General features: G+C 62.5%; 19 protein-coding genes, 1 pseudogene and 1 riboswitch. Of the genes and pseudogenes, 13 read left to right on the top strand and 7 right to left on the bottom strand.

Translation table 11 applies throughout. From position 1 onward, the window contains the following. Positions 1-708: 708 nt before the first annotated feature. The 3 genes from V8Z78_RS09830 to nrdR all read left to right on the top strand — a co-directional run bounded on the left by V8Z78_RS09830 (position 709) and on the right by nrdR (position 3,594). Positions 709-1,542 (top strand): lytic transglycosylase domain-containing protein, encoded by an 834-nt coding sequence (locus V8Z78_RS09830; RefSeq protein ID WP_039048810.1) that lies wholly within the window; start codon positions 709-711, stop codon positions 1,540-1,542. A gap of 116 nt (positions 1,543-1,658) precedes the next feature. After that, positions 1,659-1,813, top strand: a riboswitch (ZMP/ZTP riboswitch). A gap of 35 nt (positions 1,814-1,848) precedes the next feature. Further along, complete coding sequence (glyA, locus tag V8Z78_RS09825; RefSeq protein ID WP_003063740.1) at positions 1,849-3,096, top strand: serine hydroxymethyltransferase; 1,248 nt, start codon at positions 1,849-1,851, stop codon at positions 3,094-3,096. Positions 3,097-3,117: 21 nt separating this feature from the next. Beyond that, on the top strand, positions 3,118-3,594 hold the full coding sequence (nrdR, locus tag V8Z78_RS09820; protein ID WP_003053388.1) for a transcriptional regulator NrdR: 477 nt from the start codon (positions 3,118-3,120) through the stop codon (positions 3,592-3,594). Positions 3,595-3,733: 139 nt separating this feature from the next. Here the strand turns inward: nrdR and V8Z78_RS09815 are convergent, their stop codons facing one another. Both V8Z78_RS09815 and aroC read right to left on the bottom strand, forming a co-directional pair. Then, a complete protein-coding gene (locus tag V8Z78_RS09815; RefSeq protein ID WP_349731295.1) occupies positions 3,734-5,569 on the bottom strand; it encodes a bifunctional metallophosphatase/5'-nucleotidase in 1,836 nt (611 codons plus the stop codon). A gap of 50 nt (positions 5,570-5,619) precedes the next feature. Further along, on the bottom strand, positions 5,620-6,717 hold the full coding sequence (aroC, locus tag V8Z78_RS09810; RefSeq protein ID WP_003063745.1) for a chorismate synthase: 1,098 nt from the start codon (positions 6,715-6,717) through the stop codon (positions 5,620-5,622). A 67-nt stretch (positions 6,718-6,784) separates the two neighbouring features. Here aroC and V8Z78_RS09805 point away from each other — a divergent pair, with 67 nt between their 5' ends. Then, positions 6,785-7,051 (top strand): hypothetical protein, encoded by a 267-nt coding sequence (locus V8Z78_RS09805; protein WP_003063747.1) that lies wholly within the window; start codon positions 6,785-6,787, stop codon positions 7,049-7,051. 81 nt (positions 7,052-7,132) lie between these two features. Here the strand turns inward: V8Z78_RS09805 and V8Z78_RS09800 are convergent, their stop codons facing one another. Further along, on the bottom strand, positions 7,133-7,585 hold the full coding sequence (locus V8Z78_RS09800; RefSeq protein WP_003053381.1) for a CBS domain-containing protein: 453 nt from the start codon (positions 7,583-7,585) through the stop codon (positions 7,133-7,135). 253 nt (positions 7,586-7,838) lie between these two features. On the opposite strand from V8Z78_RS09800, the gene V8Z78_RS09795 reads away from it, so the two are divergent. From V8Z78_RS09795 to V8Z78_RS09770, 6 genes and pseudogenes are all read left to right on the top strand, one after another. After that, positions 7,839-9,137, top strand: coding sequence for an O-acetylhomoserine aminocarboxypropyltransferase (locus V8Z78_RS09795; protein ID WP_057092731.1), 1,299 nt, complete (start codon positions 7,839-7,841; stop codon positions 9,135-9,137). A gap of 15 nt (positions 9,138-9,152) precedes the next feature. Then, positions 9,153-10,652 carry a DUF4303 domain-containing protein gene (locus tag V8Z78_RS09790; RefSeq protein ID WP_349731294.1) on the top strand — a complete coding sequence of 500 codons (1,500 nt, stop codon included), beginning with the start codon at positions 9,153-9,155 and terminating at the stop codon, positions 10,650-10,652. A 28-nt stretch (positions 10,653-10,680) separates the two neighbouring features. Next, positions 10,681-11,490, top strand: coding sequence for an alpha/beta fold hydrolase (locus V8Z78_RS09785; RefSeq protein ID WP_179626568.1), 810 nt, complete (start codon positions 10,681-10,683; stop codon positions 11,488-11,490). Positions 11,491-11,507: 17 nt separating this feature from the next. Next, complete coding sequence (locus tag V8Z78_RS09780) at positions 11,508-11,675, top strand: hypothetical protein (RefSeq protein WP_349731293.1); 168 nt, start codon at positions 11,508-11,510, stop codon at positions 11,673-11,675. Beyond that, entirely contained in the window at positions 11,614-12,141 is a 528-nt protein-coding gene (locus V8Z78_RS09775; RefSeq protein ID WP_349731324.1) for a hypothetical protein, read from the top strand. Before V8Z78_RS09780 ends, V8Z78_RS09775 begins: the two co-directional genes overlap by 62 nt. A 13-nt stretch (positions 12,142-12,154) precedes the next feature. Continuing rightward, positions 12,155-12,286 (top strand): annotated as a pseudogene (locus V8Z78_RS09770) (PoNe immunity protein domain-containing protein); the annotation flags it as partial. A 95-nt stretch (positions 12,287-12,381) separates the two neighbouring features. Here the strand turns inward: V8Z78_RS09770 and V8Z78_RS09765 are convergent. Continuing rightward, positions 12,382-13,194, bottom strand: coding sequence for an alpha/beta fold hydrolase (locus V8Z78_RS09765; protein ID WP_057092735.1), 813 nt, complete (start codon positions 13,192-13,194; stop codon positions 12,382-12,384). A 251-nt stretch (positions 13,195-13,445) separates the two neighbouring features. Between V8Z78_RS09765 and V8Z78_RS09760 the strand changes: the two genes are divergently transcribed. Beyond that, entirely contained in the window at positions 13,446-13,802 is a 357-nt protein-coding gene (locus V8Z78_RS09760; protein WP_046460350.1) for an Mpo1-like protein, read from the top strand. A 123-nt stretch (positions 13,803-13,925) separates the two neighbouring features. On the opposite strand, the gene V8Z78_RS09755 is transcribed toward V8Z78_RS09760, so the two are convergent. Beyond that, a complete protein-coding gene (locus tag V8Z78_RS09755) occupies positions 13,926-15,209 on the bottom strand; it encodes a YihY family inner membrane protein (RefSeq protein ID WP_223305608.1) in 1,284 nt (427 codons plus the stop codon). Between the two features lie 551 nt (positions 15,210-15,760). On the opposite strand from V8Z78_RS09755, the gene V8Z78_RS09750 reads away from it, so the two are divergent. Further along, the gene (locus V8Z78_RS09750) at positions 15,761-16,276 is read left to right on the top strand and encodes a DUF2069 domain-containing protein (protein ID WP_003063757.1); all 516 of its coding nucleotides are present in this window, start codon (positions 15,761-15,763) and stop codon (positions 16,274-16,276) included. On the opposite strand, the gene V8Z78_RS09745 is transcribed toward V8Z78_RS09750, so the two are convergent. Further along, a complete protein-coding gene (locus V8Z78_RS09745; protein WP_349731292.1) occupies positions 16,263-17,216 on the bottom strand; it encodes a LysR family transcriptional regulator in 954 nt (317 codons plus the stop codon). The genes V8Z78_RS09750 and V8Z78_RS09745 overlap by 14 nt on opposite strands. A gap of 143 nt (positions 17,217-17,359) precedes the next feature. Between V8Z78_RS09745 and V8Z78_RS09740 the strand changes: the two genes are divergently transcribed. Then, on the top strand, positions 17,360-18,790 hold the full coding sequence (locus V8Z78_RS09740) for an FAD-binding oxidoreductase (protein WP_003063759.1): 1,431 nt from the start codon (positions 17,360-17,362) through the stop codon (positions 18,788-18,790). A 64-nt stretch (positions 18,791-18,854) separates the two neighbouring features. Here the strand turns inward: V8Z78_RS09740 and V8Z78_RS09735 are convergent, their stop codons facing one another. Beyond that, positions 18,855-19,481: an Ivy family c-type lysozyme inhibitor gene (locus V8Z78_RS09735; RefSeq protein WP_349731291.1), complete on the bottom strand. Its 627-nt coding sequence runs from the start codon at positions 19,479-19,481 to the stop codon at positions 18,855-18,857. Positions 19,482-19,634: the final 153 nt, after the last annotated feature.

Raw genomic sequence — 19,634 nt, 5'->3', positions numbered from 1 at the left:
GCCATAGGAATGCCGACCAGAGGCAGATGCGCGCGAAAAATGCAAACAATGCGCTACAGGAAAAAGACAACGCTGGAAATGACAAAGCCCGGAAGTGGCGAAACCGACTTCCGGGCTTTACGGCCGGTACCAGACCGGGCCGTTTTTCGCGGATCAAGGAGGGTGTGGTCCTTGCCGCTGGAAGCAACGATTGCTCCCTTTTGTGCCTCAAGCGAAGATAAAGAGCAAGTGCCAACAACCCATGGAATCAAAGGCCTCGGCGGAGTTTGCTTTTCCTTTCCTTTGGCAAGCACCTGCAACGTGCAGGCAGATTCACTATATCTGTGCTCGCGTAGGGCTACCAGGCTTTTTGCACTTTATTTCGCCTTGATGACAAATAAAACGATGTGAGCGTATACACCTCTTGAATCCGTGATTTTTTGCTGTAATTTTTTGAGCAAGCTGTACATTCATACAGTTTTTATATAATTTTAAAATCTAAAAAGTATTTTTGTTAGTGTTGACTGAATATTTAGAGCGCTTCTAGAATCCGCCAGCGCTCGAAATGAGCGTTTTTTTGTTTCCGCTGCCTCACGACTGAGCAGACCGATCGGCGCCCCAAGGGGCGCTTTTAATCGGCCCGCAGCAAACCTCATCGGCCAGTTGTCCTGGTTGCACTGCGAGATTGATCCGGTGCGACCTCGGGCGATAGCCAAGAAAGGACAAGCTATGCCAGCGTCAGGAAAATTAATCGCCTCTGCGCGAACGTTGGGCCATAAGACGGCCCACGGTTTTCTTGCTCTTACTCACAACGGTTTCGCCCTGCTGGGCTTGGCCGTGGCCATTTCGGCCCTGATTCTGATCTCTCGTCCGGACCTGCGTCTGGCCGGTGCAACCGAGCTGCGCGAGTGGCTCGACACACGCCTGCCCGCCAGCACCGTGGTGGCTACCGCCGAAGTGGAGGAAGCCCCTGCTTCCGCCAACATCGTCGTCGCCAGCGACCGCGCCACGGCCGTCAACCCCAAGAACCTGCCCAAGGAGCAGGCGGCTGTGGCCTACTGGCTCAGCAAAAAATACCGGGTGGCGCCCGAGCCGATTGCAGCCCTGGTCAGCGAAGCCTATGTCCAGGGCAAAGCCAACAAGCTGGATCCGACGCTGATTCTGGCCATCATGGCCATTGAATCGAGCTTCAACCCGTTTGCCCAAAGTTCGGTCGGTGCCCAGGGCCTGATGCAGGTGATGACTTCCGTGCACACCGACAAGTACGAAAGCTTTGGCGGCCAGCACGCGGCCTTCGACCCAGTGACCAATCTCAAGGTCGGCGTCAAGGTGCTCAAGGAATGCATTGCCCGCGCCGGCTCCATCGAGGGTGGCCTGCGCTACTACGTGGGTGCAGCCAATCTTCCTTCGGACGGCGGCTATGCTGCCAAGGTGCTTGCCGAACACCAGCGCCTGCGCCAGGGCGTGGGCCTGCAGGCCAGCCCGCTGATGACGGCCAAGTCCGACGAAGCCACCAAGGTCTCTCACGCTCAGCAAGTGGCACTGGCCAATTCCAACCTCTAAGCGACAGACCCCTGCATTTTTCAAGCTGGCTCCGGCCAGCTTTTTTTTATGCCCCGGCCAGGTCCTGCGGGAAAAACGGGCATAGGTTCTTCAGCCATGCCAGCTCAGCTACACTAGCGGGTGTACGCAACTGGCGATAGGCGCAGAATTTTCTGCCGCTGACGTGGAATCCGGCAGACTGCAAGGTCTGTGAACCACCGGGGAGCGTACCGCCCAGAGCCGCAGCGACTGCAGCCTGCAAGCGTTTCAGCCGTTCGCCTGGGCAGCCCTTGGCCTCAAGGGAATTTCTAAGTTCACAGGACTGCCATGTTTCAACGCACCGATACCGTCGCGAAAGTCGACCCCGAACTGTTTGCAGCTATTGAAGCTGAAAACCATCGCCAGCAAGAGCACATCGAGCTGATTGCCAGCGAGAACTACTGCTCGCCCGCCGTGATGGAAGCCCAGGGCTCCCAGCTGACCAACAAGTACGCCGAAGGCTACCCCGGCAAGCGCTACTACGGTGGCTGCGAGCATGTGGACGTGGTCGAGCAGCTGGCCATTGACCGCATCAAGCAGATCTTTGGCGCCGAAGCCGCCAATGTGCAACCCAATTCCGGCTCTCAGGCCAACCAGGCTGTGCTGATGGCTTTCGCCAAGCCAGGCGACACCATTCTGGGCATGAGCCTGGCCGAAGGCGGTCACCTGACCCACGGCATGGCGCTGAACATGTCCGGCAAATGGTTCAAGGCCGTCTCCTATGGCCTGAACGCCGACGAAGCCATCGACTACGACAAGCTCGAAGAGCTGGCCCGCGAGCACAAGCCCCGCATCATCGTGGCTGGTGCTTCCGCCTATGCCCTGCGCATCGACTTCGAGCGCTTCGCAAGAATTGCCAAGGAAGTCGGCGCCATCTTCTGGGTGGACATGGCCCACTATGCCGGCCTGATCGCCGCAGGCGTGTACCCCAACCCCGTGCCCCACGCCGACGTGGTCACCACCACCACCCACAAGAGCCTGCGCGGCCCCCGTGGCGGCGTGATCCTGATGAAGGCCGAGCACGAGAAGGCCATCAACAGCGCCATCTTCCCCGGCCTGCAAGGCGGCCCCCTGATGCATGTCATCGCAGGCAAGGCCGTGGCCTTCAAGGAAGCCCTGACTCCCGAGTTCAAGGCCTACCAGGAACAGGTCGTGAACAACGCCAAGGTGTTTGCCGAAACGCTGACCGAGCGCGGTCTGCGCATCGTCTCCGGCCGCACCGAAAGCCACGTGATGCTGGTGGACCTGCGCGCCAAGGGCATTACCGGCAAGGCTGCCGAAGCGGCCCTGGGTCTGGCTCACATCACCGTGAACAAGAACGCCATCCCCAACGACCCCGAGAAGCCTTTCGTGACCAGCGGCATCCGTATCGGCACGCCCGCCATGACCACCCGTGGTTTCGGCGAGGAAGAAGCCCGCATCACTGCCAATCTGGTGGCTGACGTGCTGGACAAGCCCGAAGACGAAGCCAATCTGGCCGCCGTGCGCGCCAAGGTGGCCGCGCTGACCGCCAAGTTCCCTGTCTACAGCAAGTAATTCCTGCTGCGCTGAGCTGTCATGAAGTGCCCCTTCTGCAACCATCCGGACACGCAAGTGGTTGAAACCCGCGAGTCCGAGGACGGGGGCTTCATTCGCCGCCGCCGCCGCTGCGGCGGCTGCGACAAGCGCTTCACGACCTACGAACGCCCCGAGGTCAGCTTTCCGACCGTGGTCAAGAGAGACGGCCGCCGTATCGAATACGAGCGCGCCAAGCTGCAAGGCTCTTTTCAGATCGCGCTGCGCAAGCGCCCCGTGAGCACCGAACTCATAGATGCCGCCATAGAGCGCATCGAGGACAGGTTGCTCAATCTGGGCCAGCGTGAAATCGATTCCAGCCGCCTCGGCGAGCTGGTGATGGATGAACTCAAGGGCCTGGACAAGGTCGGCTATATCCGCTTTGCCAGCGTCTACCGCAGCTTCGAGGATGTGGACGACTTCAAGAACATCATGGATGAGGTTCGCAGCCCCAAGGCCAAGGCCGCCAAAAAGCCCTAGGCCTGCCTGCCGTACCATGCCAAAAGCCACCCTCGGGTGGCTTTTGTTTTGCGCGCTTGACGGCAGGCGTTTGCTATGAACTCATGAGCATTTAGCGCAGTAATTCAAAAGAAATCAGATAGATTTTTATCTGATTTCCTTAATGAACGCGCGTAATTCGCTCCTTTAAAGGTAGCGCCATCGCGCCGCTGCGGCTTTGCTCGCGTACATGCTCGGCCAGGGCATCCAGATCCGGCATGCCGCCCACCACATCGATGCCTTGCGTGAAGGTGCTGAAATTGTCGCCGCCGCCGCCCAGATAGCTCTGCAGCCCCACGCGGTAGCGCCGCGACATCTCGAGCAGCCGACCGTTCAGGCGCAGCTCGCTCACGCGGCGGCCCGCAGGCTGGCGGCGGTCAAAGCGGTAGCTGAAGCCCTCGGACACCTGCAGAATGCGCGGCGCATTCACGGTGTTGCTGCCGCTGTCGAACTGCTGCTCCAGCGCCTGGCGAATCTGCTCGCCCGTCAGGCTCATCACCATCAAAGTATTGCCGAACGGCTGAACGCTGAACAACTGTCCATAGCTCACGCTGCCGTCGGCCGCAGGCAGCAGGTCGGCGCGCACACCGCCGGGGTTCACAAAGGCCAGTTGTGCCCCACCCGCTGAGGCATCGCGCGTGGCCGCGAGTATGGCGTCGGCCACGATGCGCCCCATCACGCTTTCGCCATTGGCTTGCGGCATGCGGCTGACAGGTCCGGCCAGCCGCCCTGCAACGGCCTCGGCCAGCGGCCGGGCCGCAGCCTTGTAACGAGCAACCAGCGCCGCCACTTCGGCATCGGCATCAAAGACTACAAACTCGGGCTGCAAGCTCACCATGCCGCCAACGCTGCGATAGCCCTCGCCCTGCACGATGGTCTGGTGCGCCGATTTGCGGCTCACGCGGCCGGTGCGCGCATCCACCGAGAGCCGGATTTCGGTCAGCAGCGTGCCGTACTGGCCGGCGCTGGTCAGCAAAAAGGGCTTGCGGGGATTCACCCTGGCGTAATCGCAGATATAGGAGCGATGGGTGTGACCGGAAATCACCACATCGATCTCGCTGGAGAGCTGCTCCAGAATCGGCACGATGGCACCGGACAGACCTTGGCAGCTATCGTCCTGCAGGCCCGAAGTGGTGGCCCCGCCCTCATGGATCAGCAGCACGATCACATCGGCGCCCTGCGCACGCAGCTGTGGAATCAGCGCATTGGCCGTCTGTGCCTCGTCGGCGAATGTCAGCCCCCTGACCCCGCTGGGCCGCACCATATGCGGCGTGTTCCTGAGCGTCATGCCGATGAAGCCCACGCCTATGCGCAGACCGTCCTGCTCGAAGAACTTCACCCCGGTCGCCGGGAACAGCGGCCGGCCGTCTTCACGTAGCGTATTGGCCGCGAGAAACGGGAACTCCGCCCCCTTGAAGGGCTGGCTGATCTGGCATGGCTGCTTGCTGGTGAACTTCTCGCAGCCACCGTTTTGCATGCGCAGCAGCTCGGCCACGCCCTGGTCGTATTCGTGATTGCCGGTGGCCGCGAAGTCCACCCTCATGAGGTTGAGCACCTCTATCGTCGGCTCATCGAGAAACAGCGCGGAGACCATGGGCGAGGCCCCGATCATGTCCCCGGCCGTGACCAGCGCCACATGGCGGCTGGCCTGGCGGCGCTGGGCGATGGCCCGGGCCATGTAGGCCACGCCGCCAGCGGGCACGGCAATGTTCTGTCCCTGCGCGTTCTGGGCCGTCACGGCCAGTCCGGGCGGCTCCAGATGGCCGTGCAGGTCATTGAAGCCCAGCACGGTGATCTCCATGCTGGCAGGCCTGAGCGCACCGCCACCGCAAGCACTCAAAACCAGCACGAACAGCCCAGCGTACATGGGGCGGAAGGCATTGCGAAAAGCACAACGCCAGCCTGGCGACAGGGCGCGAGACTGGCGTTGATCCGGTTTTTTGTCAGTTGCAACCATCAGACTCTCCTGAGTCAGAGGTTTTAACGCACAAAAAGGTCTAGGTGATGTCAGCTGGCCGAGGCCGGAATCGGAGCCAGGCCGGAATCCACATCGGCATTCTGCGCGCGGTGGCGCAGCGCATGGTCCATCACCACCAGCGCCAGCAGCGCCTCGGCGATCGGCGCGGCACGAATGCCCACGCAGGGGTCATGGCGCCCCTTGGTGATGACTTCGGTGCTCTGGCCGTGCACGTCTATGGACTCACGCGGCGTGATGATGGAGCTGGTGGGCTTGATGCCGATACGCACTTCCAGATCCTGGCCGGTGCTGATGCCGCCCACGATGCCGCCCGCGTTATTGCTGCGGAAACCCTCGGGGCTCAGCGAATCGCCGTGCGTGGTGCCGCGCTGGGCCACGCTGTCAAAGCCCGCGCCGATCTCCACGGCCTTGACGGCGTTCAGACCCATCATGGCGTAGGCGATGTCGGCGTCCAGGCGGTCATACAGGGGCTGGCCCAGGCCGACCGGCATATTGCTGGCGTTCACACGCAGCGCCGCGCCGCAGGAATCGCCGCTCTTGCGCAGCTGCTCCATGTATTCCTCGAAGCGGCTCACATCGGCCACGGGCGCGAAAAAGGGGTTGTTCGGCACATGCTCCCAGCTCTCGAAACCTATGGGCAGCTCGCCGATCTGGGTCATGCAGGCGCGGAACTCGGTGCCGAACTTTTCCTTGAGCCATTTCTTGGCCACGGCACCCGCAGCCACGGTGGGCGCCGTCAGGCGTGCCGAGGAGCGACCGCCGCCGCGCGGATCACGGATGCCGTACTTCTGGAAATAGGCATAGTCGGCATGACCGGGACGAAAGCTCTGCGCGATATTGGAGTAATCCTTGCTGCGCTGGTCGGTGTTGCGGATCAGCAGCGCAATCGGCGTGCCCGTGGTCTTGCCTTCGTAGACGCCGGAGAGAATCTCCACGGCATCGGGCTCGTTGCGCTGCGTGACGAACTTGCTGGTGCCGGGGCGGCGTCGATCCAGATCATGCTGGATGTCCGCCTCGCTCAAGGCCATGCCCGGAGGGCAGCCGTCAATCACACAGCCAATGGCCGGACCGTGGGACTCACCGAAATTGGTGACCGTGAAAATTGTGCCGAAGGTATTGCCGCTCATAGGCTGCCGATTATCGTTGAAGTGATGATTGACGGCTGCACACTGTCCTGCCTAAAGTCTTTTCACCATGCTCAAACTTGCGTTTATTCTGGCCTCGGCCCTGGTGTCCGTGGTGATCGGCGGCGTCGGCGGTCTGCTGTTCTTCGAATTTGCACCGTCGCGCTGCGCGGGCCAGTATGCCTGCGGCTACGGCAAGGCCGTGATCGGCATGATGGTGGGCCTGGGTGTCGCCTTGTTGTGCTTTGTGGGGCTTCTGCTCAAGGGTCTGCGCAAGGCAAAGCCGCCAACGACTGTATTGCAGAGCCCGCACAGCCCAGCCGACCGACAGCCATAAGGCAGCGCTGCGTCGCCTGCAGAGCACATCAGGCTGGACATGAAAAACCCCGCCTCGGCGGGGTCTGCAGCAAAGGCTGGCTTATTCGGCGCCCTGGCGCTCGCCTTCGGGCCAGTCGCGGATATAGGCCTTGAGCATGCGGTTCTCGAAGTTCTGGCTGTCCACCACGGCCTTGGCCACGTCATACAGCGAGATCACGCCCATCAGCATGCGCTTGTCCATCACGGGCATGTAGCGCGCATGGCGGTCCAGCATCATGCGGCGCACCTCGTCCATATCGGTTTCCATGGTGCAGGTCATGGGCGCGTCGTCCATGGCGCCACGCACGGAGATGTTCTCCACGCCGCCGGTCTTCACAAAACCCTGGATCACTTCGCGGAAGGTGAGCATGCCCACCACATCGCCGTGATCCATCACGACCAGCGAGCCAATGTCCTTCTCCGACATCACCTGCACCGCCGCGGCCAGGCTTTCGTCGGGCGACACCGTGTACAGGGTATTGCCTTTGACGCGCAGGATGTCACTAACTTTCATTGCTGTTCTCCGAATCTGTTTGGCACGCTGTGGCAGCTTTTGTCCTGCATGTGTCAGCACATGCGGCATCGCTTTGCACAGAATGCAGGTGCGTGCACAAATATAGCCCACAATGGCTTGCATTGAGAAAAACTAAATCAATGACGAAACATATGAATTCCCACATATTCATTCGTCTATCCGACCAAATCGATATTTGATTGCGTGCTCGATCACACATTGCGTCGATCAAAACCAGCCATGGAGACAAAACATGCCCGGCTACTCTGACCCCGGCTTTGACACCCTGAGCCTGCATGCAGGCGCCCAGCCCGACCCCGCCACCGGCGCACGTGCCGTACCCATCCACCTGACCACGTCCTTTGTCTTCGAATCCAGCGACCACGCGGCAAGCCTGTTCAATCTGGAGCGCCCCGGCCACGTCTACAGCCGCATCTCCAACCCCACCAATGCAGTGCTCGAGCAACGCGTCTCGGCCCTGGAAGGCGGCGTGGGCGCGATTGCCGTGGCCAGCGGCCAGGCGGCGCTGCACCTATCGATTGCCACGCTGATGGGCGCGGGCAGCCATATCGTGGCCAGCACGGCCCTGTATGGCGGCTCGCAGAACCTGCTGCACTACACGCTGGCGCGCTTCGGCATAGAGACCACCTTCGTCAAGCCCGGCGACATCGACGGCTGGAAGGCTGCCGTGCGCCCCAACACCAAACTGTTCTTCGGCGAAACCGTGGGCAACCCCGGCCTCGATGTGCTGGACATTCCCACCGTCAGCCAGATCGCCCACGAAGCCGGTGTGCCGCTGCTGGTGGACTCGACCCTGACTTCGCCCTGGCTGATCAAGCCTTTCGAGCATGGCGCGGACATCGTCTACCACTCGGCCACCAAGTTCCTGTCCGGCCACGGCACGGTGATCGGCGGCATCGTCGTCGATGGCGGCAGCTTCGACTGGGAAAAATCGGGGCGCTTTCCCGAGCTGACCCAGCCCTATGACGGCTTTCACAACATGGTGTTCAGCGAGGAGTCCACCACCGGCGCCTTCTTGCTGCGCGCCCGCCGCGAAGGCCTGCGTGACTTCGGCGCCTGCATGAGCCCGCACAGTGCCTGGCTGATCCTGCAGGGCATCGAAACCCTGCCGCTGCGCATGGAGCGCCATATGCGCAACACCGAAAAAGTGGTGCAGTTCCTCGCCAGCCACCCGCTGGTCAGCCGCGTGGGTCACCCCATGCTGGAGACCCACCCCTCGCACACTCTGGCCAGAAAACTGCTGCCGCGCGGCGCCGGCTCGGTGTTCAGCTTTGACATTGCCGGCAACCGCAACCAGGGCAAGAAGTTCATCGAAACGCTGAAGGTCTTCAGCCATCTGGCCAATGTGGGCGACTGCCGCTCGCTGGTGATCCACCCCGCCAGCACCACGCATTTCCGCATGAGCGACGAGGCTCTGGCCCAGGCCGGCATCGGCCAGGGAACGATCCGCCTGTCGATCGGCCTGGAAGACGCCGACGACCTGATCGACGACCTCAAGCGTGCGCTGAAGGCGGCCGAGAAAGCAGCCTGAAAGCCCTGAACAAACATGGTTGCCACAACTTCTGCATCGCTGGACTGGAAGCAGTTTGAACAGACTTTATTCAGCATCTACTGGCAAGATGCTCAGGCGTTCCTTGCCGCGAACCCTCAAGAACGCATCTACGCACTGGCACTGAACGGCCTGTACCGTGAGCAGGACGGCCCCATTTACCTGCCCACGCTGTCGGCCAATAGCGAGCAGGCCTATTCACAAATGGTGAATGCCCCCGGGCCGCAGGGTCGTTTGTCCGAATTCGACCTGAATACCGGCCAGTTGGGCAGTCTGCGCTGGAACCCGCCGGATTGGGAATGGGAAGAGCTGGATTCGACCTCGGACTCTCAGGAGTTGCTGCAACTGGAGCAAGCCTTGCTGGCCGAAGCCAATAAAAGCACGCCTGCCCACTGGTTGCGTACCGAGGCGCACCTGATCAAGGCGCTGACCCGCATCTGCAAGCAGCTGACCAAAGCCTGTCAAAAATCGCCCTGGGCCAGCCAGCTCACTCCAGAGTTTGCGGTGCTGATCCATGTGGAAGACACTCAGGAATGCGAAGCCCTGGCGCGCCAGAGCATGGGGGAGGCGCGCTTTGTTGCATTGTTTCCCTGCCATGACCAGGACGCGCAAAGACGCGCCAGAGTTGCTGCGCTCTCCGCCGCTCAACAGCTGCAATACCATCTGAGCTGCCTGGAAGGTATCGGGTGCCCGGAACTGGGACTGAGCCGCAAAGAGGCGCAATTGCTGGGCGAAGAGGCCGAGACTGCGCTGCTTGCCATGGATCACAGCCAGGTGGCTCATGCGCTGCTGCCCATGCTGACTCGGCTTGGCAAACAGTGGCGTGCGGCCATGTTGCTGGCCCAGATGGCTTACCGGGACGAACAGGTACTGACTGCACTGCGTCAGCAGGTACAAGCCCCCATCCACAGCCCCAGGGAAGAAAGCGAGCGAGGCTGGTGCGCCAGTGCCTTGGGGTCGTTAGGCGACCAGGAGTGGCTGCAGCAGCAAATAGGTACCACGGCCGTGCCTGTGGACAGGATCGCGCAAGGCATTGCCTACCCCTACCGCGCCTGGAACAGCAAGCCGGGAACCACGGCCCTGCACCTTGACTACGCGCCACTGGAGCGGGCGCTCGACCTCAAGCACCCGGCCTTGTCCCAGGCGCTGAATGAAGAGCTATCACCCGGAACCGGTTATTGCAGCCTTCGGGTTGAGGATTTGGAGCAAGCCCTCTTCGCTCTGCAGTCCGTTCACGCTCTGGTGCGCGTGCATGCTGCATGCATCATGGGAGAGCGAAGCCTTGGTGCTGCCGCTGGCAGGCGCATCACCCCTGTACTGGCACAAGCCCTGAGTCACGACAGCAACGAAGGCGTACGTTATCAGGCCATGCTGAGCCTGCGGTATTGGAAAAAAGCCGGCACAGCGCAGCGAGCTGTGATTGAGCATGCCGCCAAACACGATGCCAGTGACCACATACGCGAACTGGCTCAGCAATGGCTGAATGAACACTGCTGAGTCACAAAGAACAGAACCGGAGACAAACATGCAAATCAATGTGCAAGGCGCAGACATCTACGCCTACACCGGCGGCAAGGCTTTCGACGCGGCCAAGCCCACGGCCATTTTCATCCACGGCGTGCTCTGCGATCACAGCGTCTGGGCGCTGCAAAGCCGCTACATGGCCAATCACGGCTGGAACGTCCTGGCCATCGATTTGCCTGGCCATTGCAAAAGCGGCGGCCAAGCACCGGAATCCGTCGAGGAGGCTGCAGGCTTCATAGGTGCGCTGATGGATGCGGCAAACCTGCAGCAAGCTGCGCTGATCGGCCATAGCTGGGGCAGCCTGATTGCCATGGAGACTGCGGCCAGGCTAAATAACCGCATCAGCCATCTGGTACTGGTGGGTACGGCCTTTCCCATGAAGGTCTCGCCCGCGCTGCTGGAGTCGGCGCTGAATACGCCCGAGAAAGCCATCCAGATGGTCAACACCTTCTCGCGCGCCACGCTGGCACCGCCCAATGGTGCAGGCAGCTGGGTGTTTGGCGCCGGTATGGCTCTGGGCCGCCGCGTGCTGGCCAGCAATACGGGCACAAATCTGCTGCATGCAGGCTTCAAGGCCTGTGACAGCTATGCGGGTGGCGAAGCGGCCATGACGCAGGTCAGCTGCCCGCTTCTGTTTGTGCTGGGCGAGCAAGACCAGATGACCCCGCCCAAGGCAGCCAAGGGACTGATCGATGCGGCCAAAGGCGCGGGCAAAGCAGTGAAGGTGCAGGTGATTCCCAACGGCCACAACCAGATGACGGAGTCGCCCGACGCGACGCTGTTTGCGATTCGGGATTTTCTCGCTGCATGAGCCATTAAGCTTGGGCCATGAGCCAAACCTTCCAGCACCACGGCCAACTGGCTGCCGCCTGCGCCGAATGGGCCAAAATTTCACTGACCGGTTTGCAGCCCCGGCGCAATCTCAATCTGAGCGATAAAAAAAACCGACTGGAAGGAAGCACTGAGCGCGCTCAAGCGCTTTGCCAACAGCGATAGCTATAAAGCTCACCAGGATTTCCAGGCACATGCCGCGCTGGAGAACTACTGGAAATGGAAGGAAGTGGGCGAGCAGGCGCGCTGGCTGCTGATCTATGGCATCGATCTGGGCCTCTGCGGCGATGTGCTGCGCCCCATCTACCAGGAAGTCGTCGCACTGTGGATTGATGCCGCCTCGGTGGCCGAGCATGCGCGCGCCAGCATGGCGCAGGAGACTGGCGAGGACTATGGCGTAGGTGCGCCCATCAACACGCGCGCTGACGACTACGCTGTTGCCGTGACCCTGCTGTCGCTGGCCACGCTGCTGGATGCACAGGATGACGTACCGGCGATTGATGAGCATGTGCTGGCCTTCGATACGGACCAGTTGCTGGATTATCTGTGCGCAGGCGGTCTGCAGCTGCAGCAGGTCAGCGAGGAGCTTTTCCACAAACGCCCTTACGGCGCCATGAAGCCTTTTTTTTGAACAGCTCGAAGCCCTGCCTGACCCGCTGCTGCCCTATCTGCAAACCCAGTACCAGGAGTTTCTCAAGCTCTCGCCCAAGCAGCAGAAGAAAGGCAGTCCATGGCTGGGCACGGGCTACTGGGCGCTGGAGGTGGCCGCCCTGGCCGTGCTCTATGACTGGGATGACAGCGCTTTGCGCAGCAGCCCGCACTACCCGGCCGATCTGGTCGACTACGCCCGCGGGCGCTGGCTCAAACAGAGTCAGGCGATTTTTGACAGAAAACCGGCGATGCGGCTGCTGATGCGCTCGGGCAGCTCGCGGTGCGGCACATGGCCGCCGCCAGCAATGATTTCCGCTTCGCAAGGGCCCTGCGCCCAGGTGCAGATGTTCTCCGGATGCACGAGGGAGCCGAATTCATCGAGCTCGCCGTGAATCGCCAGCACCGGGCAATGCACCTGTCTCAAGGCCGCATCCAGCCGGTAATGCGCGAAATGCGGGCTCAGCCAGGTGTCCACCCAGGCTGACAGCACCCAGGCTGCCTTGTCGCCATGGTAGCGGGCAAGCCGCTCCAGTTGGCCGGGCTGGGCAAAGTTGTCTCGCGCCGCCCTGATGCCCTGCAAGGTGCGGTCTTCGACAAAGCTCTGGGCCGATTCGGTAATCAACGCCTGGCATTGCCGTCCATACGCAGCTGCCACCATGGCCGCCATGCCGCCGCCCACGCTGTGTCCCAGCATCACGAAATCGCCCAGGCCCAGCGCCTGATGCAGCGGCGTGAAGCCGGCCTCGACCTCGCTTTCCACAAAACTGGGTTGAAGCCGATGCGGATTGGGGTCCGAATGACCGAAGCCCAGGCGGTCATAGGCAATGACTTCACGCCCGGTGGCCGCGGCCAGCTGCGCGGGAAATTCGCGCCACAGATCGACACTGCCCAGCGAGTCGTGCATCAGCACCAGCGGCGCCTTGGCCGCCCCGCCCTGCGCTTGCCAGCGTTTGACATGGAGCTGCCCGTCGGGCGTCTGAACACGGGTTTCACTGGAGCTGATCACAACAGGCGGCATGGTGTCGTCAAACATGGGCAGGGTCTGGGTTGAAGGCGATGAGATGTGCTGCCACCTTAGCAAGAGAGCGCTCATGGCAGCTCGGCCAGAATCTGGAGTGGCCTCAAAGATGGCGAATCTGGCCGATTTTGAGCAGTCTTGCCGTATATAGCCTGTCGTTCAGGTGACGAAGACCTCCGACCGCAACCTGCCAGCACTCGCTAACCCGCTGGTCTGACCATGCTGTCGGCAGTATAAAAACAGCATCACCTTCACCGGGGGTTGCCATGTCACAGACCACGACCTCAGAGCCGGACGGCGCTGTCAAGGCCAGCGTGGATCCGCGCCAGTTCAAGAGCTTTGCCGAGTTCTATCCCTTCTACCTGGGCGAGCACAGCAACCTCACCTGCAGACGGCTGCACTTCATCGGCACCAGCCTGTCGCTGCTGTTCTTGCTGACGCTGTTTTTGACAGGCGACTGGTGGTACTTGCTCGCAGGCCTGATCTGCGGCTATGCCTTTGCCTGGGTCGGGCATTTCGGCTTTGAGAAAAACAAGCCCGCCAGCTTCAAGCGACCGCTCTACAGCTTTCTGGGCGACTGGATGATGTGGCGCGACATCTTGCTGGGTCGCATCAAGATGTAGCGCCGCGCACCTCCGCCGGCCTGCTTTCTGCGCAGCAAATCGCCGCCCATGGCCCCATGCGAGGCCTGCCATCGGCAGGCCCGGACTTCAGAGCAGATATTCATAGATATCCGCCTTCAGAGATCAAACTCTATGAATATTTCCGTCAGGAGCAGCAATCAGTTCGGCCACGGTCATGGCATCGAGCTGGGCACGCTGCCACAGCGGTCGCACCGCCTCGGACGGCTCAAGCAACAGGCTCTGCACCAGAGGCTCGACCCGCGTGGCCTGCGGATCGACCAGCAGCACATAGCGCGGCTCGGTGCTCTCAAGCGACACATAGGCATCGGGCGGCTGTACGGCCCCTACCCAGTCCAGCTTGGCCAGCGCCTGCAGCACGGGTTGAATCTGGGAGGCTTCCACACGCAGGCGCCGCGAAAGCTGGTGCACATACAGGCCCTTGTGCGGCAGCTCGCGCTCCTTGGCCAGGCATTGCAGCACCTCGACGGCCAGCTCGAACTGCCAGCCACGGTGTCCTGTCAGCCGTTCCACCCCGGCAAGCACCGTGGGCAGATAGGCCGTGACCAGAGCCCCCAGCAGCACAATGCTCCAGGCCACATACATCCAGATCAGCAAGATGGGCAGCGTGGCAAACGCGCCGTAGATCACCGAGTAGGTCGGCACGGACGACAGATACAGGCCCAGCACCTTCTTGGCCACTTCCATGAACACGGCCACAAACACGCCCCCCACCAAGGCATGGCGCCAGCGCACAGGCGTGTTGGGCACATAGTGGTAGAGCCCGGCCATGCCGGCGGCCAGCACCACGAACTCTATGGAATCAAAGACAAAGCGCAGGCTGCCGGGCAGCGCATTGACCATGCCCTTGGAGGCCGACATCACATAGGACGACAGCACCAGGCTCAGGCCCAGCAGCAGCGGCCCCAGCGTGATGGCGGCCCAGTAGATCAACACGCGCTGGCCCAGCGGCCTGAGCTGGCGCACGCGCCAGATGTTGTTGAGCGTGCGGTCTATGGTCAGGATCAGCGCAATGGCCGTGACCATCAGTATGGAAAAGCCGACCAGGCCCAGCTGGCTGGCCTTGGAGGCAAACTGCGTGAGATAGCCCAGCACCTGGCGCGCAATGGTCTCGGGAATCAAGCTGTCCATCAGCCAGCGCTCCAGCACCTTCTGCGCCTTGCCAAAGATCGGGAAAGCCGTGAACAAGGCCAGCGCCACGGTAAAAAATGGCACCAGCGCCAGCAGCGATGTAAAAGTAAGACTGCTGGCCGTCACGCCCAGGCGGTCTTCCTTGAAGCGCGCCAGCAGCACCTGGGCCGTGTTGTGCCAGGGGAAGGTACGCAGGCGCTGCTGCGCACGGCGGCTCCTGCGGCGCAAGGCAGTCTTGAGCTCCTGCTGGCTGGGCATCTGGGGCTTGGGGATACGCCCGGCCAGATCCTTGCAGCTAGCTGCCAGCGCCCTGGCCTTGTCGAGTTTGCGGCTGCGCGGGCTCTCGGCAACGCGCTCCGAGCCGCCGTCGGGACTGTCGATCACTCCTGAAACGCAAGCATGCACTGCTTTCTGGTCCTGGGCTGGCGTCGTATTCGGCGTGGAATAGCTGGTCCAGCCCTGAGCTGCCGTGCTGAATGCCGCCGCAGGCGTCGCGGCAGGAGCTGGCACGGGTTCGGGCCGAGCCAGGTCGTTGCCAAGATCGGGCATGGGTTCGAACACTGGCTCCAGCGGCAGGCCCGGACCATCGAGGCTGGGTTCCTGACGCTGCTCGACCTGTCTGGGCTCGGCGGCAACGTTCGCTGCATGCGCTGCAGCAGGTGCGGCTGTCGACGCCGGCGATACCACACGGTCCCGATCTTCCGTCACCGGCCTGGCTTGCTGCGTCTTGCCTTCCAACGCAGCCCAAAAGCCGGCACGCTCGTTTTTCTTCATGACGGCACTCCTTCACGAACGCAAAAGGAGGACGGGTGCTGCGCAACATCAAGCGCAGAACGCAAAACAAAACGACCGGATTCAAACAGAGCTGGCATGACCGATATGATGCCACTGCTATGACCGACGCCCTCTCGCCCCAAGCCGCCGAAAACACTTCTTCACCAATCCAGCAGCCCGGCTCCGATGTGGCCGCCACGCGCTGGCTGGCCGTGGGCAGCCTGCTGGCACTGATGCTGCTGTGCGTGGCCTGGGAGTTGTGGCTGGCACCGCTGCGCGAGGGCGGCACCTGGCTGTTTCTCAAGGCCCTGCCGCTGGCGTTCGCCGTGATCGGCCTGCTCAAGCGCCGCATGTACACCTATCGCTGGCTCAGTCTGCTGGTCTGGCTGTACTTCACCGAAGGCGTGGTGCGGGCCTGGAGCGATGCCGCGCCCAGCCGCTGGCTGGCGCTGGCAGAGGTGGCGCTGTGCGTGCTGCTCTTCATCGCCTGCGCAGCCCATGTGCGCCTGCGCCAACGTGCCGTCAAGGCGGCCCGGCTCAATCAGGCGTGATGCCTTCGAACTGCGCCAGCGTCCGCACCTGCGCCGCCAGCGCATCGAACAGCAGTTGCGCGGCCGGTGACAGCGCACGGCGCGGGCGCTGAATCAGCAGCGTGCGGCGCAGAATGCGCGGCTCGTCCAGCAGGCGAAAGCCCAGATCGCCCTGCAGACCCAGTGAAGGGTGGCGCGCCGTCAGCGCCGGAACGATGCTGACGCCCAGGCCCAGACTCACGGCCTCGAACAGCAATTGCGGATTGGACAGGCGCAGCGGTGTCTGCAGCAGGTTCTGCGGCATGCCCGGTGCCGAAGCCAGCAGTTGGCTGATGGCGGTATCGGTGGTCAGGCCCACAAAAGCCAGATGGGGCAGCCGGGCCAAATCGGCCGCCGTCAGCCGCCTGGCCTGCAGCAAGGGCTCATCGAGCCTGGCCACCAGCCCCATGGCATCGCTGATCAGCGGCTGGGTCAGCAAATCGCCGCCGGCCGGATGTGCCGCTCCCACGCCGAAATCCACGCTGCCGGCCTGCACGCGCTGGGCAATGCCTTCAGCGCTGTCCTCAATCAGATCCACCTCGATGCCCGGATGCCGGACCCTCAAGGCCGGCAGCACCGGCAGCAGCAGCACGGCCAGCACCGACGGAGCGGCAGCAATGCGCACCTTGCCGCGGCGCAGTGCGGCCAGATCGCCCAGGTTCTGAAAGCCCTGCTCCAGCATCTCGAAGGCCTGGCGCACATCGAGCAAAAAGGCCTGACCGGCGGCCGTCAACCCCACGGTTCGCGTGGTGCGGTCAAACAGTCGCAGGCCCAGGGCATCTTCTAGCTGGCGAATGGATTCGGACAGGGCCGACTGCGTCAGGCACAGCTCGCGGGCTGCCGGGGCAAACGCGCCCTGGCGCGCCACCTCGTCAAAGGCGCGCAACTGGCGCAGGCTGATATTGTTCGGAAAAACTGGCATAACCAAGCAATTTATTTCGATTGCCCCGTAGTCTGCCATGCTCTACGCTTGCGGCTTCATGGTTTTCCTGCAGCCGCCCTGTGCGTGGCTTAGGATTTCCGTCTGTCTCCCCTCTCTGCCGCCGCTGCTGCGGCCTGCTTGTCATGACTTCCACCGCTTTGCTTGAATCCCTGCGCCAGATTGTGGGCGCTCCCCATGTGCTGACCGATGGCGACCTCAGCGCCTACGAACAGGACTGGCGCAAGCGCGTGCACGGCAAGTCCCTGGCCGTGGTGCGCCCCGGAAACACGGCCGAAGTGGCCGGCGTGGTCAAGGCCTGCGCCGCAGCCGGCGTGCAGATCGTGCCCCAGGGCGGCAATACCGGGCTTTCCGTAGGCTCCACCCCCGACGACAGCGGCCGGCAGGTCGTGCTCAGCCTGACGCGCCTGAACGCCGTGCGCCATATCGACAAGGACAATCTGACCTTCACCGTCGAAGCCGGCTGCATTTTGCAGAACCTGCAGGAGCTGGCCGACCAGCAAGGCCTGCTGTTCCCCCTGTCGCTGGCCGCCGAAGGCAGCTGCACGATCGGCGGCAATCTGGGCACCAACGCGGGCGGCACACAGGTGGTGCGCTATGGCAACACCCGCGATCTGTGCCTGGGCCTGGAAGTGGTGACGCCCCAGGGCGAAATCTGGGACGGCCTCAAGGGCCTGCGCAAGGACAACACCGGCTATGACCTGCGCGATCTGTTCATCGGCAGCGAAGGCACGCTGGGCATCATCACCGCCGCCACCATGAAGCTGTTCCCGCAGCCGGCCGCCCAGCTCACGGCCTTTGCCGCCGTGCCCTCCATGGAGGCCGCCGTACGCCTGCTGGGCCTCGCGCACCAGCACCTGGGTGCGGGACTGACGGGATTTGAAGTCATGGGCCAGTTCGCACTGAGCCTGGTCGTCAAGCACATGCCGCAGCTGCGCGTGCCCTTTGCCGACATGGGCGACGAAGCCCCTTATTGCGTGCTGCTGGAGAACAGCGACAGCGAGTCCGAGCAGCATGCGCGCCTGCGCTTCGAGCACTTGCTGGAGCTGGCCTTTGAGGACGGCTGCGTGGTCAACGCCGTGGTGGCGGAGAGCCTGACCCAGGCCCATGACCTCTGGCATATCCGCGAGAGCATTCCTCTGGCCCAGGCCGAGGAAGGCCTCAACATCAAGCACGATATCTCGGTCGCAGCCTCGCGCATTCCGGCATTTGTCGAGCATGCCGACGCCGTGCTCAAGCGCGAGATTCCCGGCGTGCGTCTGGTCAACTTCGGCCATCTGGGCGACGGGAATCTGCACTACAACGTGCAGGTTCCCGAGGGCGAGGACGGCAAGGCCTTTCTGCGCGACAAGGAGGCCCTGGTCAACCACCTGGTCTACGAGGCCGTGGACGCCTTCGGCGGCTCGTTCTCGGCCGAACACGGCGTGGGCGCACTCAAGACGGACAAGCTCGAAAAATACCAGTCCCCCGTTGCGCTGCAGATGATGCGCGCCATCAAGAATGCGCTGGACCCCCAGGGCCTCATGAACCCCGGCGTGGTGCTGACGCGCGGCTGATCCTGGCATCGCCGACAAAAAAGCCCTGCATTGCTGTGCAGGGCTTTTTGCATTGACCGGGGCTTTAGCGAGAGGCAACGATATTGCGCAGCATGTTCTCAACCGCGCTGGGCCAGGGGATGTCTGCGCCATCCACATCGGTGAACACGGTCTGCCTGCCCTCGCTGAGCAACCAGACACGCAAGCCGTTGCGCACGGGATCAATCACCACGGCGGCCATTTCCTCGCCCCCTTGGTGCTGGCGATTTCCCATCACATAGAGCAGCCCTGCAGAGGGCTCCAGCGGGCCCAGGGCCTGCAGATTCTTGAGCAGCGTCTCGTACTGACTGCCGCCCATCAGCGTCTTCAGCCGCAGGGCCAGCACGCCGTCCTTCACATAGTCCACGCCGTCCCAGCGGTACTTGCCCTGCAGCGGCTTGAGGCTGTCCAGGCTTGGCTCGCCGTCCTTGGCCACATGGGGAACGCGCACTTCCTCGATGGAGAGCGTGGCCGCCTCCTCGATCTGCGCCGTGGCAGCGGGCTCTTGGGTCTGGGGCATGGCATCGGGCGGGGCGGCTGCAGCCGCAGCAGCCGCTGCCCGGGCATCCGCTGCAGCGGCGGTGGGAGATGGTGCCTTGGTCTTGTCGCAGGCAGCCATCAAGGCCGCAATCGCCAGCGCAACAGCCGCAGTGCTCACAAAATTGCGTGACATGAACTCACTCTCCTTGTTCGGCTCGGTTGTTTTCCATGACATTGTGAAGCCAGCTGCGGCAGATTTGAGACTGACAGGGCCGCAGGATGGGTCATTGACAGCGGGCAACTCGGCATGCTCCGGCCCGTGGCACACTTCGGCTATCGCGGCCCT

It is taken from the genome of Comamonas sp. wu1-DMT, from assembly GCF_040187805.1.
GTDB lineage: Bacteria > Pseudomonadota > Gammaproteobacteria > Burkholderiales > Burkholderiaceae_C > Comamonas > Comamonas thiooxydans.
The sequence above is the reverse complement of the archived record's forward strand: the minus strand, read 5'-3'. Positions and strand labels throughout refer to the sequence as shown.